General features: G+C 66.6%; 13 protein-coding genes. 2 read left to right on the top strand and 11 right to left on the bottom strand.

All coding sequences use genetic code 11. The annotated features are described in order from the left end of the window. Positions 1 to 202: 202 nt before the first annotated feature. The 9 genes from DOM67_RS03775 to DOM67_RS03815 all read right to left on the bottom strand — a co-directional run bounded on the left by DOM67_RS03775 (position 203) and on the right by DOM67_RS03815 (position 11,570). The gene (locus tag DOM67_RS03775) at positions 203 to 1,234 is read right to left on the bottom strand and encodes a LacI family DNA-binding transcriptional regulator (protein ID WP_198651717.1); all 1,032 of its coding nucleotides are present in this window, start codon (positions 1,232 to 1,234) and stop codon (positions 203 to 205) included. A gap of 15 nt (positions 1,235 to 1,249) precedes the next feature. Next, a complete protein-coding gene (gene sixA, locus DOM67_RS03780) occupies positions 1,250 to 1,723 on the bottom strand; it encodes a phosphohistidine phosphatase SixA (protein ID WP_110674333.1) in 474 nt (157 codons plus the stop codon). Further along, positions 1,720 to 2,772, bottom strand: a complete 1,053-nt coding sequence (locus DOM67_RS03785) for an NAD(P)H-dependent glycerol-3-phosphate dehydrogenase (RefSeq protein WP_110674334.1) — start codon at positions 2,770 to 2,772, stop codon at positions 1,720 to 1,722. The genes sixA and DOM67_RS03785 overlap by 4 nt, the downstream gene beginning before the upstream one ends. Positions 2,773 to 2,928: 156 nt before the next feature. Next, positions 2,929 to 4,371: an NAD(P)(+) transhydrogenase (Re/Si-specific) subunit beta gene (locus DOM67_RS03790; RefSeq protein WP_110674335.1), complete on the bottom strand. Its 1,443-nt coding sequence runs from the start codon at positions 4,369 to 4,371 to the stop codon at positions 2,929 to 2,931. A gap of 16 nt (positions 4,372 to 4,387) precedes the next feature. Continuing rightward, on the bottom strand, positions 4,388 to 5,959 hold the full coding sequence (locus DOM67_RS03795) for a Re/Si-specific NAD(P)(+) transhydrogenase subunit alpha (protein WP_110674336.1): 1,572 nt from the start codon (positions 5,957 to 5,959) through the stop codon (positions 4,388 to 4,390). A gap of 566 nt (positions 5,960 to 6,525) precedes the next feature. Next, positions 6,526 to 7,986 (bottom strand): protein adenylyltransferase SelO, encoded by a 1,461-nt coding sequence (locus DOM67_RS03800; protein WP_110674337.1) that lies wholly within the window; start codon positions 7,984 to 7,986, stop codon positions 6,526 to 6,528. A gap of 188 nt (positions 7,987 to 8,174) precedes the next feature. Then, a complete protein-coding gene (locus DOM67_RS03805; protein ID WP_232825124.1) occupies positions 8,175 to 9,041 on the bottom strand; it encodes a glucosaminidase domain-containing protein in 867 nt (288 codons plus the stop codon). A gap of 187 nt (positions 9,042 to 9,228) precedes the next feature. Next, positions 9,229 to 11,127 (bottom strand): molecular chaperone HtpG, encoded by a 1,899-nt coding sequence (gene htpG, locus DOM67_RS03810; RefSeq protein WP_110674338.1) that lies wholly within the window; start codon positions 11,125 to 11,127, stop codon positions 9,229 to 9,231. Between the two features lie 98 nt (positions 11,128 to 11,225). Then, positions 11,226 to 11,570: a DUF1232 domain-containing protein gene (locus DOM67_RS03815; protein ID WP_188115144.1), complete on the bottom strand. Its 345-nt coding sequence runs from the start codon at positions 11,568 to 11,570 to the stop codon at positions 11,226 to 11,228. 192 nt (positions 11,571 to 11,762) lie between these two features. Here DOM67_RS03815 and DOM67_RS03820 point away from each other — a divergent pair, with 192 nt between their 5' ends. Then, entirely contained in the window at positions 11,763 to 13,742 is a 1,980-nt protein-coding gene (locus DOM67_RS03820) for a transglycosylase SLT domain-containing protein (RefSeq protein WP_110674339.1), read from the top strand. 114 nt (positions 13,743 to 13,856) lie between these two features. Here the strand turns inward: DOM67_RS03820 and DOM67_RS03825 are convergent, their stop codons facing one another. Beyond that, positions 13,857 to 14,435 carry an exopolysaccharide biosynthesis protein gene (locus tag DOM67_RS03825; protein WP_110674340.1) on the bottom strand — a complete coding sequence of 193 codons (579 nt, stop codon included), beginning with the start codon at positions 14,433 to 14,435 and terminating at the stop codon, positions 13,857 to 13,859. 49 nt (positions 14,436 to 14,484) lie between these two features. Beyond that, positions 14,485 to 14,901: a TM2 domain-containing protein gene (locus DOM67_RS03830; protein WP_110674341.1), complete on the bottom strand. Its 417-nt coding sequence runs from the start codon at positions 14,899 to 14,901 to the stop codon at positions 14,485 to 14,487. A gap of 529 nt (positions 14,902 to 15,430) precedes the next feature. Between DOM67_RS03830 and DOM67_RS03835 the strand changes: the two genes are divergently transcribed. After that, entirely contained in the window at positions 15,431 to 15,637 is a 207-nt protein-coding gene (locus tag DOM67_RS03835; protein WP_035471072.1) for a cold-shock protein, read from the top strand. Positions 15,638 to 15,701 lie beyond the last annotated feature (64 nt).

Below are 15,701 nucleotides of genomic sequence, written 5' to 3' on the forward strand. Positions count from 1 at the left end.
CATCGAAACCAGCAATGATTGCGCTATCATTCAGGCGCCGTCAGAGGTCACTGGCCAAGGATAGTAGCGCGGCACATTTGTATGACAAAGATGGCAGAGGGTAAATTACGACCAAAGCACTAGGTGATGCTCCGGACACGAGACGCGCCTGCAACGTCCCCGTTAGGTGATGGATTCCCGCGGTTATCGGCCCAGCGAGCGCTCAGGTGGTGGCACGATCGACCAGGCTGAAGCCGACGTCCTCCACCGCCCCGCTACGCTCGAACTGGGGCCGCGCCATGCGTTCGAGCAGCTGCTCGGCGGCGCGGCGGCCGATGGTGGCGCCATCGATGCGCACCGTGCTCAGGGCGGGGAAGCTGGCCGCGGCGTAGCTGCTGTCGCCGAACCCCATGATGGCCAGATCATGGGGGATCGATAGCCCCCGACTCTGGGCCTCGGCGATCACCCCCAAGGCGAGGATGTCGGAGCTGCAGACGATCGCCTCGAGGGCGTGATGATCGAGCAGCTCGGCCGCCATCTCGCGCCCCCAGGGCATGCTCGAGGGAGTCCCCACCCGGCGCAGCGGCAGCGCCTCCTGCCCTGCCTCCGCCAGGCGCTCGCGCAGGCCGTCGATGCGCCGCTCGGCGCGGGCGTCGTCTGCGCTGATCACCCCCAGCCGACGATAGCCGCGGGCGAGCAGATGTTCGGCCACGGCGCGCCCCACCGCGTGATGGGAGAAGCCCACCAGCATGTCGATGGGCGCCTCGTGCATGTCCCAGATCTCGACCAGCGGCACCCGACTGGCCGCCAGGCGCTGATGGGTCAGGGCCGAGTGGTGGCAGCCGGTGAGCACGATACCGTCCGGGCGGCGGCTGAGCACCGTCTCGATCACCCCCTCCTCCTCGGTCGGGGTGTAGCCGACCAGCCCCAGCAGCACCTGGTAGCCACGCGGCACCAGAACGCCCATGACCGTCTGCACGACTTCGGCGAACAGCGCGTGGGCCACCGTCGGCACCAGCAGTGCGACAACTCGGCTGCGGCTGGAGGCCAGCGCGCCGGCGACCTGATTGGGCACGTAACCGGTCTCGCGCACCGCACGACGCACCCGCTCCCGGGTGGCCTCGCTGACCAGCTCGGGGCGATTGAGCGCCCGCGACACCGTCATCGGCGCCACGCCAGCGACCCGCGCCACATCGGTCAGACGGGCACTGCCGGTGGCGCGGGCCGAGCGCGGCTTGGCGTCATGATCACTCACTGCGGGGTGTGCGCCTCAGCCATGGGGAGGTGCGACGAAGGCGCCGAGCCTGGCGCAGCCCGCCGCCCACACCTCGGCTTCGAGCAGCGCCACGCCGGCGGTGGGGAAGCCCATGGCGGCAAGCGGCCCGCCATCGACCAGACGCCCGGCCAGGGTGCCGACCAGCGGCATGTGACTGACCAGGATCAGCGGCGCCGGCGAGGCGCCCAGGGCACTGAGTCGCTCGATCAAGGCGTCGACGTCATCCTCCGGGGTCATGCCATCAGCGGTATCGAGGGCGATGCCGAGCGCCGCGGCGACCGGCATCGCGGTCTGCTGGGCGCGCCGGAACGGGCTCGCCCACAGGGTCGCCGCGGCCAGCTCCGGGCGGCCGGCGAGCCAGCGCGCCGCCGACTGCGCCTCAAGCTCGCCTTGGGCGGTCAGGCTGCGTTCGGCGTCGGGCATGCCGGGCCCCGCCTCACCGTGTCGAACGATCGCCAGCCAGCTCATGCGTCACCGTCCGGCGCCAACTGATGCGCCTGCGACACCGCCTCGCGCGAGAGCATGAACTCGACGTCGCTGCTCTGCTCGTTCTCCATCAGCGCCCGCGCCATGTCACGTGCCGGCACGTCGTCGAACATCACGTGGTGGAGCCCCTGGGCCAGCGGCATGTAGATCCCCTCCTCACGCGCCTTGGCACACACCAGCTTGACCGTGTTGACGCCCTCGGCGACCTGGCCCAGAGCCTCGATCGCTTCGTCGAGGTTGGCCCCCTCGCCCAGCGCATAGCCCACCCGGTAGTTGCGCGAGAGCTGGGAGGAGCAGGTCACGATCAGATCGCCGACGCCCGAGAGCCCGAGGAAGGTCATGGGGTTGGCGCCGAGGGCCACCGCGAAGCGACTCATCTCCGCCAGCGCCCGGGTCATCAGCATGGCACGGGTGTTCTCGCCCATGCCCAGCGCCGCCGCCATACCCGCGGCGATGGCATAGATGTTCTTGAGCGAGCCGCCCAGCTCGGCGCCGTAGCGGTCGTTGCCGGCATAGACGCGGAAGTAGCCGCACCCCAGCGCGGCCTGGACATAGGCGCGGGTGACCGCGTCGTCGCTGGCGATCACCGTCGCGGTGAGTTGCTTCTGGGCGATCTCCGCGGCCAGGTTGGGCCCCGAGAGTACACCGATGTGCGACGAGCCGGTCTCCTCCTCGATCAGCTGGCTCATCAGCTTGAAGCCTTCGGCCTGGATCCCCTTGGTGGTGGTCACCAGGATCTGCTCCGGGCGCAGATGCTCGCGCGCCAGCTCGAGCACGCCACGAAATGCCTTGGAGGGGATGGCGATGAACACCACCGCGGCCTCGGCCACGGTCGCGGCCAGGTCGGTGGAGGCCACCACCGCCGGGTTGATCGGGTAGTCGGGTAGATAGCGGCCGTTGCGGTGCTCGTGATTGATCTGGTCGACCAGCGCCGCATCTCGCAGCCACTGGCGTACCGTGGCGCCGTTGTCGGCGGCGATGCTGGCGATGGCGGTACCGAAACTGCCGCCGCCGAGCACGGCGACCCGCATGGGCTCCGAAGAGCGAGAATCTGACTGCGAGGGGGATTCTGGCATGGTCGATCCGTGGACACTGAGCGATGGGCACAGTGTAGCGAAAATCGCCCCGGACGGGGGTGCCGTCACGGGGCGAAATGCGCTCGGATCAGGGTCACGCGCTGCGCGGCCTCAGTCGATCATCGGCACCAGGGCGTCGATGCTGCCACGGGCGTCGCCGTAGAGCATACGCGTGTTCTCCTTGAAGAACAGCGGATTCTCGATGCCCGAGTAGCCGGTGCCCTGACCGCGCTTGCACACGAACACCTGCTTGGCTTCCCACACCTTGAGTACCGGCATGCCAGCGATCGGGCTGCCCGGGTCCTCCTGGGCCGCGGGATTGACGATATCGTTGGAGCCGATGACGATCACCACGTCGGTGCTGGCGAAGTCGTCGTTGATCTCGTCCATCTCCATGACGATGTCATAGGGCACCCGCGCCTCCGCCAGCAGCACGTTCATGTGGCCGGGCAGACGCCCCGCCACCGGGTGGATGCCGAAACGCACGTTCTTGCCCGCGCCGCGCAGCTTGCGCACCAGCTCGCTCACCGCATTCTGCGCCTGGGCCACCGCCATGCCGTAGCCCGGCACGATGATCACGCTGTCGGCATCGTTGAGCGCACTGGCGACACCACCGGTGTCGATCGACACCTGCTCGCCCTCGATCTCCGCGGCCTCACTCTGGGTCGCGCCGAAGCCGCCCAGGATCACGCTGACGAAATTGCGATTCATCGCCTTGCACATGATGTAGGAGAGAATCGCGCCGGAGGAGCCGACCAGCGCCCCGGTGACGATCAGCAGGTCATTGGAGAGGGTGAAGCCGATCGCCGCCGCGGCCCAGCCCGAATAGCTGTTGAGCATCGACACCACCACCGGCATGTCGGCGCCGCCGATGCCCATGATCAGGTGCCAGCCGATGAAGAAAGCGAGCAGCGCCAGCAGGACCAGGGTCCAGGCCCCGGCGCCGTTGAAGTAGCCCACCGCCAGCAGTACGCAGAGCAGCGCGGCGCCGGCGTTGAGCAGGTGCCCGCCCGGCAGCTTGTGCGGCTTGCCGCCGATCTTGCCGGCCAGCTTGCCGAACGCCACCACCGAACCGGTGAAGGTCACCGCGCCGATGAACACCCCCAGCACCACCTCGATCTGCAGGAAGGTCAGCTCAAGCGGGGTCTTGTGGGCCAGGGTCGCGGCGAACGCCGAGAACCCCTCGACGTCGATCCCGGCGACGCGGGTGGCCACCACCCGGGCGCGCTCCATCTCGGCGTTGAAGCCGATGAACACCGCCGCCAGGCCGACCACGCTGTGCAGCGCGGCGACCAGCTGCGGCATCTCGGTCATCTCGACCTTGCGTGCCAGCCAGGCGCCGGCCAGCCCGCCGATCAGCATCAGCGGAATCAGCCAGCCAAGCCCGCCGACGCCGGGTCCGAGGGCGGTGAACACCACCGCGATCGCCATTCCCACGATGCCGTACCAGACCGCACGTTTGGCCTTCTCCTGATTGCTCAGCCCGCCCAGCGACAGGATGAACAGCACACTCGCCGCGATCGCCGCGGCGGAAACGAACTCGTGTTGCAACATCATCTCTCTCCGCGGGTCAGGATTTCTGGAACATGGCGAGCATGCGTCGGGTGACCAGGAAGCCCCCGACGATATTGATCGAGGCGATCAGCACCGAGATGCCGGCCAGCAGTCCGACCAGCCAACTGCCCGAGCCGATCTGCAGGATCGCCCCCAGGATGACGATCCCCGAGATCGCATTGGTCACCGCCATCAGCGGCGTGTGCAGCGAGTGGCTGACGTTCCAGATCACCTGGAAGCCGACGAAGCAGGCCAGCGCGAAGACGATGAAGTGCTGCATGAACGAGGCCGGCGCGACCATGCCCAAAAGCCACATCAGCACGCCACCGGCCGCCAGCAGGCCGACCTGGCGCTTGGTCTGGGCGAGGAAGGAGGCGTGCTCGGCGGCGCGCTTCTCCTCCGGCGTCGGCTCCTTGGGCTTCGCCTTGGGCTTGGCCGCACCGATCGCCTTCACCTTGGGCGGCGGCGGCGGGAAGGTGATCTCGCCGGCATGGGTGGCGGTGGCGCCGCGGATCACGTCATCCTCCATGTCATGGACGATGACGCCATCCTTCTCCGGGGTCAGATCGGTGAGCATATGGCGGATGTTGGTGGCGTAGAGCAAGGATGCCTGGGTCGCCATGCGCGAAGGGAAGTCGGTATAACCCACCACGATCACACCGTTGTCGGTGACGATCCGCTCGTCCATCACCGTCAGGTCGCAGTTGCCGCCCTTTTCGGCGGCGAGATCGACGATCACCGAGCCCGGCTTCATCGCTGCCACCATCTCCTCGAGCCACAGCTTGGGGGCCGGGCGTCCGGGGATCAGCGCGGTGGTGATGACGATATCGATCTCGGGAGCCTGCTCGCGGAACAGCGCCAGCTGCTTCTCGCGGAACTCCGGGCTCGAGGGCGACGCGTAGCCACCGCTGCCCGAACCGTCCTGACTCTCGTCGAAGTCGAGGAACAGGAACTCGGCGCCCATCGACTCGATCTGCTCGGCGACTTCCGGGCGCACGTCGAAAGCGCGCACCACCGCACCCAGGCTGGTAGCGGTACCGATCGCCGCAAGCCCGGCGACCCCGGCGCCGAGCACCAGCACCTTGGCCGGCGGCACCTTGCCGGCGGCGGTGACCTGCCCGGTGAAGAAGCGCCCGAACTGGTTGCCCGCCTCGATCACCGCCCGGTAGCCGGCAATATTCGCGGTACTCGAGAGCGCGTCCATCTTCTGCGCCCGCGAGATACGCGGCACCATGTCCATCGCCACCACGGTAGCGCCCTTCTCGCGGCAACGCGCCAGCCGCGCTTCGTTCTGCGCCGGCCAGAAGAAGGCGATCAGCGTCTGCCCTTCCCGCAACAGCTCGATCTCGGCGTCGAGGGGCTCGCGCACCTTGATCACCACCTCGGCGGTTTCCCACAGCGCCTCGGCATCGTCGACCAGGGTCACTCCGGCCGCCTGATAGGCGTCGTCGCTGAAGCCTGCGGCGACACCTGCGCCACGCTCGAGCAGGCACTCGTGCCCGAGCTTCTGGATCTGCTGCGCGCTCTCCGGGGTCAGTGCGACCCGCGCCTCGCCCTTGGCGATCTCTCTGGGGGCTCCAATCCTCATGCCGCCACCTCGCGCATCGACGGCGCGACGCCGCCGGTCAGGTAGGACTCGGCCAAGACGCGCGGGGCTAGCCCCGCGCACCGCCAAAACGGACACGGCATCGCTCGATCGGCCATGCGTCGATTCTCCTGTGGGGTCGAGATAAGGGCGCCCTCCCCCGCACCGGCGGTGCCGCCGAACGCCGATCGACGGCCGTCCAGTGGTGCCACCTGCGCGAGGGAGAGCGCCTGAGTGTGCTCAAGTGTTCGATAAAGCCGACGGCGGGATCAAGACGAACGGAGAAAAACCAACCCGATCAATATTTTATGATGACCATAACTGAATCGTTATGCTCAAAAACATGCCCAACCCTTTGATTCAAAAGGCAAAAAACAGACCTTCAGCATGGGTTATCGATGCCATAACGCATCCCTTATTCGCCTTGTGAGCAGCGTTTTGCACGCCTTCACCGCAGCGTGAGGGATTCGGGCTGACGCGCCGGGGTGAGAAGCCTGCACCAGCACGTGCCGCCAGCCCCCGCGGGGCGTGGCGGACACAGGCTCAATGCGGGCTCAGGAGAGAGTGACTCAAGAGGAGCAGGAGAGGCATACCGGCGGTGCGCTGGCGGCGGGCGCCTCGGCCCAGGCCGCCATGCCCGGGCGCGCTTCGAACGGCGACGCCAGCAGCTCGCGGAAGGTACGCAGCGGCTCGGCATCGCCGGCCTGGGCCGCCTCGATCACCTGCTGCGCCAGGTGGGTACGCAGCACGTAGAGCGGGTTGACCCGGCGCATCGCCGCCAGTCGCTCGGTCTCGCCCCGCGACTCATGCTCGAGACGCGCGCGGTAGCGCGTAAGCCAGGCGTCGAGCTGGGGGTCAGCGATCTCCTCGGCGAGCACCAGGCCGCCGGCGACATCGCTCTCGGACAGGGCACGGAAGCTACGGTGGAAATCCGCCTGCGCCCTCCCCAGCATCTCCAGCCAGTCGTCGATCAGCGCCCCGTCCTCCTCGCGCTCGACCTCCAGCCCCAGCCGCGCGCGCATCAGGATGGCATAGGCCGCCTGCAGCGTCGGCTCGTAGCTGTCGAGGATCTCGCGCAGACGCTCGGGATCGATCAGCGGCGTCAGACACTGGGCCAGTACGGTGAGGTTCCACAGTGCGACCCCGGGCTGCTGGTCGAAGGCGTAGCGCCCGCTGGCATCGGTGTGATTGGGGGTGAGCTGGGGGTCGAAGCGATCCATGAAGGCGTAGGGGCCGTAGTCCAGCGTCAGCCCCAGGATCGACATGTTGTCGGTGTTCATCACCGCGTGCACGAAGCCGTAGGCCTGCCAACGCGCGATCAGCTCAGCGGTGCGTGTCACCACATCCTGATAGAGCGCCTCCAGCGGCGCCGGCTGGGTCGCGAGCTGCGGCCGATGACGCTCGATCACGTGGTGCATCAGATGTTCGATGTCGTCGCTGCGCTTCTGCTGGTAGAGCCACTCGAAGTGGCCGAAGCGCACGTGGCTCTCGGCCACACGCAGCAGGGTGGCACCGGGCTCGACACGCTCGCGCATCACCTTCTCGCCATTGACCGCGACCGCCAGCGCCAGGGTGGTGGGAATGCGTAGACCGGCCATCGCCTCGCCGGCGAGATACTCGCGGATCGACGAGCGCAGCACCGCGCGGCCGTCGCCGAAACGCGAATACGGCGTCTGGCCGGCGCCCTTGAGATGCAGATCGCAGGGCCCCTGCGGGGTCAGCGCCTCACCCAGCAGCAGCCCGCGGCCGTCGCCCAGTGCCGGATTGTAGGTGCCGAACTGGTGTCCGGTGTACTTCTGTGCCAGCGGGTCCATGCCCGGCAGCATGGTCGCACCGCTCATCAGCGCAGTGAGTCGATCGCGGTCGATCGCCTCGGGGTCGAGGCCGAGCCGCAGCGCCGCGGTGGGGCTCAGATCGAGCAGTCGCGTCTCGGCCCACACGCTGGGCGTGACCCGGGTAAAGAAATCCTCCGGGAAACGCGACCAGACGTTATCGAAAACCAGCGCGTCGAGACCGTTGTCAGCCGTCATGCCGTCCTCCTCGAAGCGGGGTAAGGTAGTGGCAAGTATCGTGGCGGGGATGACTCTCTAGATTACACCCTCACCCCGCGGCCCTGCACACCATGTCATACACACCCGCGTGCATCGCAGACGGCCCCCTCTGGGCGCTGCCCGAAGGCAGGCGCGAGGCGTGGCATGAGAGGTCGGGAGAGGTGGTCTCAGGCCGGGCTGGCGTCGCTGTCGCCGGCATCCAGGCCGTGGTCGCGGATCAGCTCGCCATTGGTGCGCAGCAGCGCCAGCAGCTGTTGCTGGTAGTCGGGCGAGGTGGAGTAGTTGTGCAGCTTGCCGATCAGCCGCTCGGCCGAGATCGAGCGCCCGCGCGTGGCCAGCGTCATGCGCTCCTGGCGCAGTTGGCTATAGGCACGGTGGGTATTGAGATTGTGCAGATAGGCACGCACCCCATCGCGCACGCTGTCGAACACCTGGAAGCGCCGCGAGGTGCCGTTCTGGGCGATGCCACAACCGGGCGAGAAGCAGCGCATGCCGAACAGGTTGTTGCTCTCACGGGCGATACGCGAGGTGCCCCAGCCGGACTCCTCGACGGCCTGGATCACCACCATCTCCAGCGGAATGGTATTGACCCGGCTGAGCAGCTCCTGGCTCACCTGGCCCGGCTTGCAGCTCACCCCGTAGGCGTCGCACAGCCGCGCCAGGCGCGCCTTTTCGTCGTCGCGCAGCGGATTGACCCGGGTACTGATCGCGAACAGCCAGTTGCGGTCGCGCTGGATCTGCGCATTCTCGGCCTGGACCAGCGGCACCAGCAGCCCGAGGAAGGCAGCCTTGCGCTTGGCGCCGGCCTTGTATTCGCGCAGGTCCGGCAGTTGGCTGACCGGATCCAGGGCTGGCTGGGTGACGCTACTGTAGAGGGTGGGCGCAGTTTCGGATGTCGGTTCGGCGTGAGCCGCCATCGGAAACGGTGCTTGCGCCAGGGTCAGTACCGCAGTCAGGGCCAGGGCGGTGGTACGACGGCTGAACCCCGGCCCGCGGGTCGATCGACCGCCGGCCGGGGGGAAGGATCGCGACATAGTGGCGCTCCTCGTCAAGTAAGATGGCAGCAGGCTAACAGCAATTCGCCGCCAAGTTGAGTAAATAACGTGCAAAATCGTCATCAAGGGTGTGACTTTTCCGGTCCCGAAAAGCACTCGGCCGGCCCCGTGACGGAGCCGGCCGAGCCAGCGGGAGCGGCACCGAGCGAACTCGGCGCCGACGGGATCAAGCGCTCAGCAGCGCATTGAGCCGCTTGACGTAGGCAGCCGGATCATCGAGATGGCCGCCCTCGGCGATCACCGCCTGATCGAGCAGGATGCGCGACAGATCGCTGAAGCGTTCGCCATCGGCGGACTCCAGCCGGGTGACCAGCGCATGCGCCGGGTTGAGCTCGAGAATCGGCTTGACCTCGGGCAGGGTCTGACCCGCGGCCTCCATCAGCCGGCGCATCTGGAAGCCCATCTCGTGCTCGGGCAGCACCACGCAGGCCGGCGAGTCGGTCAGACGATGGGTCACGCGAACCTCCTGGACATCCTCGCCCAGCGCTTCCTTGACCCGCTTGACCAGATCTTCCTTGGCCTTGGCGGTCTCCTCCTGGGCCTGCTTCTCGGCCTCGTCGGCCATGTCGTCGAGGTCCAGATCGCCCTTGGCCACATCCGCCAGGGACTTGCCGTCGAACTCGGTGAGATGGCTCATCAGCCACTCGTCGATCCGATCGTGCAGCAGTACCACCTCGATGCCCTTCTTGCGAAAGATCTCCAGGTGCGGGCTGTGACGTGCAGCGTTGAAGCTGTCGGCGACGATGTAGTAGATCTTCTGCTGACCGGCCTTCATGCGCTCGACGTAGTCCGCCAGCGACTGGTCCTGCACGCTGCTGTCGGTATGGGTGGTCGAGAAGCGCAGCAGCTCGGCGATCTTGTCGCGATTGGCGTAGTCCTCCGCCGGCCCTTCCTTGAGCACGCTGCCGAAGGTGTTCCAGAAGGTCTGATAGGCCTCCTTGTCCTTGGCCAGCTTCTTGAGCATGTCCAGTGCGCGCTTGGTCAGCGCCGACTTCATCGAGTCGACCTGGGGCGACTTCTGCAACAGCTCCCGCGAGACGTTGAGCGGCAGATCCTTGGAGTCGAGGACACCCTTGACGAAGCGCAGGTAGAGCGGCAGGAAGGCTTCGGCGTCGTCCATGATGAAGACGCGCTGCACATAGAGCTTGAGCCCGCGCACGCCGTCACGCTGATAGAGGTCGAACGGGGCGCGCTCCGGTACGTAGAGCAGGCTGGTGTACTCGAGCTTGCCCTCGACCTTGTTGTGACTCCAGGTCAGCGGGTCGCTGAAGTCATGGGCGATGTGCTGGTAGAACGCCTTGTACTCGTCGTCGCTGATCTCGGCCTTGGGCCGCACCCAGAGCGCGGTCGCCTCGTTGACCGTTTCCCAGCTGACGGTCTCGCTGCCTTCGATCTCGTTTCCCTCTTCGTCACGGGCCTTCTCGACCTTGGGCATGCGCACCGGCACATCGATATGGTCGGAGTACTTGCGCACCAGATTCTTGAGGCGGAAATCGTCGGCGAACTCCTTGGCATCCTCCTTGAGGTGCAGCACGATCTCGGTGCCGCGCTCGGGGCGCTCGATATCGGCGATAGTGAACTCGCCCTCGCCCTTGGAGCGCCACTCCACACCCTGCTCGTTGTCGGCACGGCGGGTACGCACCACCATCTCGTCGGCAACGATGAAGCCGGAGTAGAACCCGACCCCGAACTGCCCGATCAGCTTGGCATCCTTCTGCTTCTCGCCGGAGAGCTGCTTGAGGAATTCGGCGGTGCCGCTCTTGGCGATGGTGCCGAGGTTCTGGATCACCTCGTCGCGGCTCATGCCGATGCCGGTATCGCGCACGGTGACGGTGCCGGCGTCGGCATCGTGTTCGATCTCGATCCTGAGTTCCGGGTCCTGACCGTAGAGCGCGTCGTTCTCCAGCGCTTCGTAACGCAGCTTGTCGCAGGCGTCGGCCGCGTTGGAGATCAGCTCACGCAGGAAGATCTCCCGATTGGAGTAGAGGGAGTGGATCATCAAGTGCAATAGCTGCTTGACCTCGGTCTGGAAACCGAGCGTTTCTTCTTGAGTGGCAGTGGTCATCGGTGAGCCTCTTGACACGGTTGCGAAGTAAAAAGACCAAGGAAATGAAGACGATCAGCGATATGGGGGTGGGCGGCGGCTTTTCAACCACCGCCGCCTCAAGCCCCGCTCTCCGGTGCGGCGGGACCATCGTCCCAGCCCTTCCAGCGCCGGTAGTCATCGAGCGCGTGATCGACCCGGGTGAGTAGCCAGCCGACGATGAAGACGTCGTCGACCAGACCGATCACCATCAAAAAGTCGGGGATCAGGTCGAGCGGCGAGACCAGGTAGACCAGCGCCGCGGCCATCCAGGCGAAAGCCGCCCACGGCACCGGGCGGTAGCGCCCGCGCACCACGTCAGCGGTCATCGGGCCGAAGACCCGAAAGGCCCGGCCGATACGTGCCAGCGCGCCGCCGCGCTGTCTGAGCCGCGAGAGTTGAGTCAACCAACGCCAAGGTGTCATACGCCCGGCCTCCTTCGGAAAAGCGACGCTTATCGGTCGATGGGCAATGGCGCCCTGAGGGTATACATGGTTACGATTGTGCCTGGATTCAACGCCGGGGACGGTGGCGCGGCCATGCCGCCCCGGCGCACGACATCCATGCCGGCGGTGCGCCCCGGCGTGAGATGGACCGACCCGACGAGAGAGTTCGCGATGCCCGCATTCCTTCAGTGTAGTCCCTGCAAGCGCCAACGCTGGCTGCGCCGCTGTTTCGCCGGCGCCCTGGGCCTGACCCTGGCCGCCCCGGCGCTGGCCGCCACACCGAGCGACGACCTGGTGATGAAGCAGGCCCTGGACGCCGCACGCGATCAGCGCTGGGACGCGATCGACCAGGCCGCGATTCAGGATCACGTGCTCGCCGGCTACGTCGAGTATCACCGCCTGCGCGCGCGCCTGAGCACCGCCTCCGCCGCCGAGGTCAACGACTTCATCACCCGCTACGGCGACTCGCCGCTGGCGGGATGGATGCGCGGTACGGCGCAGACGCGCTTCGGTCAGCTGGGCCGTTTCGCCGACCTGCTCGCGATCAGCGACGGCGAGCCCGACGGGGCCATTCGTCAGTGCTACTACTATACCGCCCTGCTCGACCGTGACCCCGCTCGCGCCGCGGCCGGCGGCGAGAAGCTGTGGCATGTCGGCGCCTCCCAGCCGGACGCCTGCGACACCCTGTTTGCCACCCTGACCCAGCGCGGCGTGCTCACCGACGAGGACACCTGGGAGCGCATGATGCTGGCCTGGGAGAACGGCCAGAGCGGCCTGGTGAGCTATCTCGAGCGGAGTCTGGGAGATGCCTGGCAGCCCGCCATCACCCAGTTCGAGCGCGTCAGTGCCAACTACGCTGCGGTCACCCAGATCCCCCAGGACCTGGGCCCCGGGAAAGGTGCCGCCGGCGCGCTGACCGCGGCCACCATGCACGCTTTCACCCGCGCCGACACCGAGGCCGCACTGGAGGCATGGCGCAAGATCGCGCCGCACGCCGCGCTGAGCGACGCGCAGCGTGAGCGCGTCGAGCACGACCTGGCGTTCTACTCCATGGTCCGCGATGTCGCCAACAATCAGGGCTGGGTCGACGCCAACCTGCCGCGGCTCGCCGATGCCGACCTGATCGAACTGCGCATCCGCAATGCAGTGACCGCGGGCCATTGGCAGAACGTGGTGCGCTGGACCCAGGCGCTGCCCGACACGGCGCGCAGCAACGCCCACTGGCAATACTGGCTGGGGCGCGCCCAGGCGGCACTGGGCAACGACGAGGCCGCGCGCCGTGCCTATGCGAGTGCGGCCAGCGAGCGCAGTTTCTTCGGCTTCGCCGCCGCCGACCGCCTGGGCCAGCCCTACCATCTGCAGATGAGCGACACCCGTGTCACCACCCTGCAGCAGGAGCTGACCAACATGCTGCCGGTGGTCCAGCGCACCGAGGCGCTGATGCGCATCGGCGAGGAGGGGCTGGCGCGCAGCGAGTGGTACACCGCCGCCGCCCGCGATACCCCGGAACAGGCCGCGGCCCTGGCCGACTACGCCATCCGCCAGGGCTGGTACGCCATGGCGGTGCAGACCACCATCGCCGCCAAGCAGTGGGACGCCCTGCCGTGGCGCTTCCCGGCCGCCTATCGCGAATCGTTCCTGCACTGGGGCGAGCACCAGCAGGTCGACCCCTTCCTGCTGATGGGCATCGCCCGCCGCGAGAGCGCCTTCAACCCCGAGGCGATGTCGCCGGTGGGCGCCCGCGGGCTGATGCAGCTGATGCCGGGTACCGCCGACCATGTCGCCCGCCAGCTGGGGATCGCCGCCCCCAGCAAGGCCGAGCTGTTCCAGCCGCAGACCAATATCCGCCTCGGCAGCAGCTATATCCGCAGCATGCTGGAGCGCTATCGTGGCAACCGTATTGCCGCCACCGCCGCCTACAACGCCGGGCCCCAGCGGGTCGACCGCTGGCTGACCAGCGCCCCGCAGGAGTTCGACCGCTTCGTCGAGAGCATCCCGTTCCGCGAGACCCGCGACTACGTGCAGGCGGTGCTCGCCTATCGAGTGATCTTCGAAAGTCTGGCCAAGCAGGGCGATACCCAGGGCGTGGCCATGCTGACGCCGGCCGAACGCCAGGGGCGCTACGATCCGACCCTGATCGCCCGCAACTGAGGGGCTTGTCGCTCTCTGAAGGAGGCTCTGCCGGACCCCGCGCGTCGCACGCAGTCCGGCAGAGAGTGTCGAGGGCCCCGGCCTTGNNCAAGGCCGGGGCCCTAGATGAAGGAATTACAGCAACCAGATACCCAGCCCGATGCCTCCGCCGAGGGTGATCAACAGCCCCAGCAGCATCATCAGGCCGTCACCGGCGGTCAGCCCCAGCGCCATCACCACGATCACCAGCGCCGGCAGCGCGGCCGCGAACGGCAACAACTCCAGCGGCATCATCGACAGCCCCAACAGCATCATCAGCAGCGCCAGCAGGCGCTGGGTCAGCGTGCCCAGCAGCCACGTCAGACGCGGCTGCAGCAGGCGGTCGATGCGCTGGGTCCAGGGTTTGGCACGTGCGGTAATGCGATGCCAGCGCGCATGGCTGACACCGCGCTGGGCGAGCCGCCGGGGCAGCCATGGCGAGCGCCGCCCGACTACCAGCTGGATCGCCATCAGCGCGATGAAGATCCCGCACAGGCTGGGCACCCCCGGCACGCCACCGGTGGGCAGCAGCGCGATCAGCCCGGGGATCAGCACCACCGGGCCGAAGCCGCGGGCGTTGAAGGTTTCGACGATGTCCCCGAGGGTGATGGTGTCATCCTCGACGCGCTCGTCGAGGGTTTCGAAGATAGCGGTGAGCTTCAGCCGCTCCGCCATGCGTCACCTCCCTGTGACGTTGAAAAGATCTGCGGCCGCGGCGACGGAGTCAGAGGCCGCGGCGCGCGTGCTTGAGCGAGATCTGGTCGTTGAGGGTCCAGAAATCGTAGAGCACGCCAAGCAGGAAGAAGCCACCGGTCACCAGATAGAGCAGACCGGTTAGCCACTTGCCCATGTACATGCGGTGGATGCCGAAGACACCCAGAAAGGTGAGCAGGATCCACGCCAGGGTGTAGCTGATCGGGCCCGCACGGAAGCGCAGATCCGCCTGCCGATCCATGGCCGGAATCAGGAACAGATCGATCAACCAACCGATCCCGAGCAGCCCCAGCGTCAGAAACCATAGGGTACCGGTCACCGGCTTGCCATAATAGAAGCGGTGAGAACCGGTGAAACCGAAGATCCACAGCAGGTAGCCGATGACCTTGCTGTGGGTATCGTTGAGTGCGACTTCGCCTCGTGCCACGGAAACAACTCCTGAACTGTCCAAACACAGATGACGCGAGCCAGGCCCGCGGTGAGCGATAGCTTACCCGAGGGCCCTGGCGTCATGCACCCTGCGTGTGGCTAGAACGCTGGCAAGGTTCAATTGGCGGCGGATGACGGACAGTCGATTCCTCTACCCTCCTACAACCCGTGACATCCAATCGTCATATGCATATGGGCAACTTCTTAAAAAGGGTTAAGAAAACCATACCCGGTGCCGCGATCCCCCCGGAAAAAAGGCGCGGGGAGCCTGTAGACGTGCACGTTTTTTCCATCTATGGTGCTTTAGCGGGGCATGGAAATCACACGACCAAAGTCAAGCCGGCAGCGCTTGACGGTCTGGATGACCCCCATGCATCATCCGCTGCGTAGGTTTGCAGGTAGAATGTCGTCAGTTGTCAGTCGCTCGTCGAACTCCTCTTGCGCATTCCCCCCTAGTCTTACCACGCATTTCGAGCTGCCCGTGGGGGGTGCTCGGCTTCACTACTAGCAAGTTAAGGAAATCGACAATGGCAACCGGCACTGTCAAATGGTTTAACGACACCAAAGGCTACGGGTTCATCTCTCCCGATGACGGCGGCGATGACCTGTTCGCGCACTTCTCCGAAATTCAGGCAGAAGGCTTCAAAACCCTGCAAGACGGCCAGAAGGTCACCTTCGACGTCACCCAGGGCAAGAAAGGCCTTCAGGCCGCCAACATCAAGGTCAGCGGCTGAGTCGCGCCACCCTTGAGAAGAAAGCCCACCCGAGCGGTGGGCTTTTTTATGGTTCTTCACGGAA

The organism is Salinicola sp. RZ23, from assembly GCF_003206675.1.
Taxonomy (GTDB): Bacteria; Pseudomonadota; Gammaproteobacteria; order Pseudomonadales; family Halomonadaceae; genus Salinicola; species Salinicola endophyticus.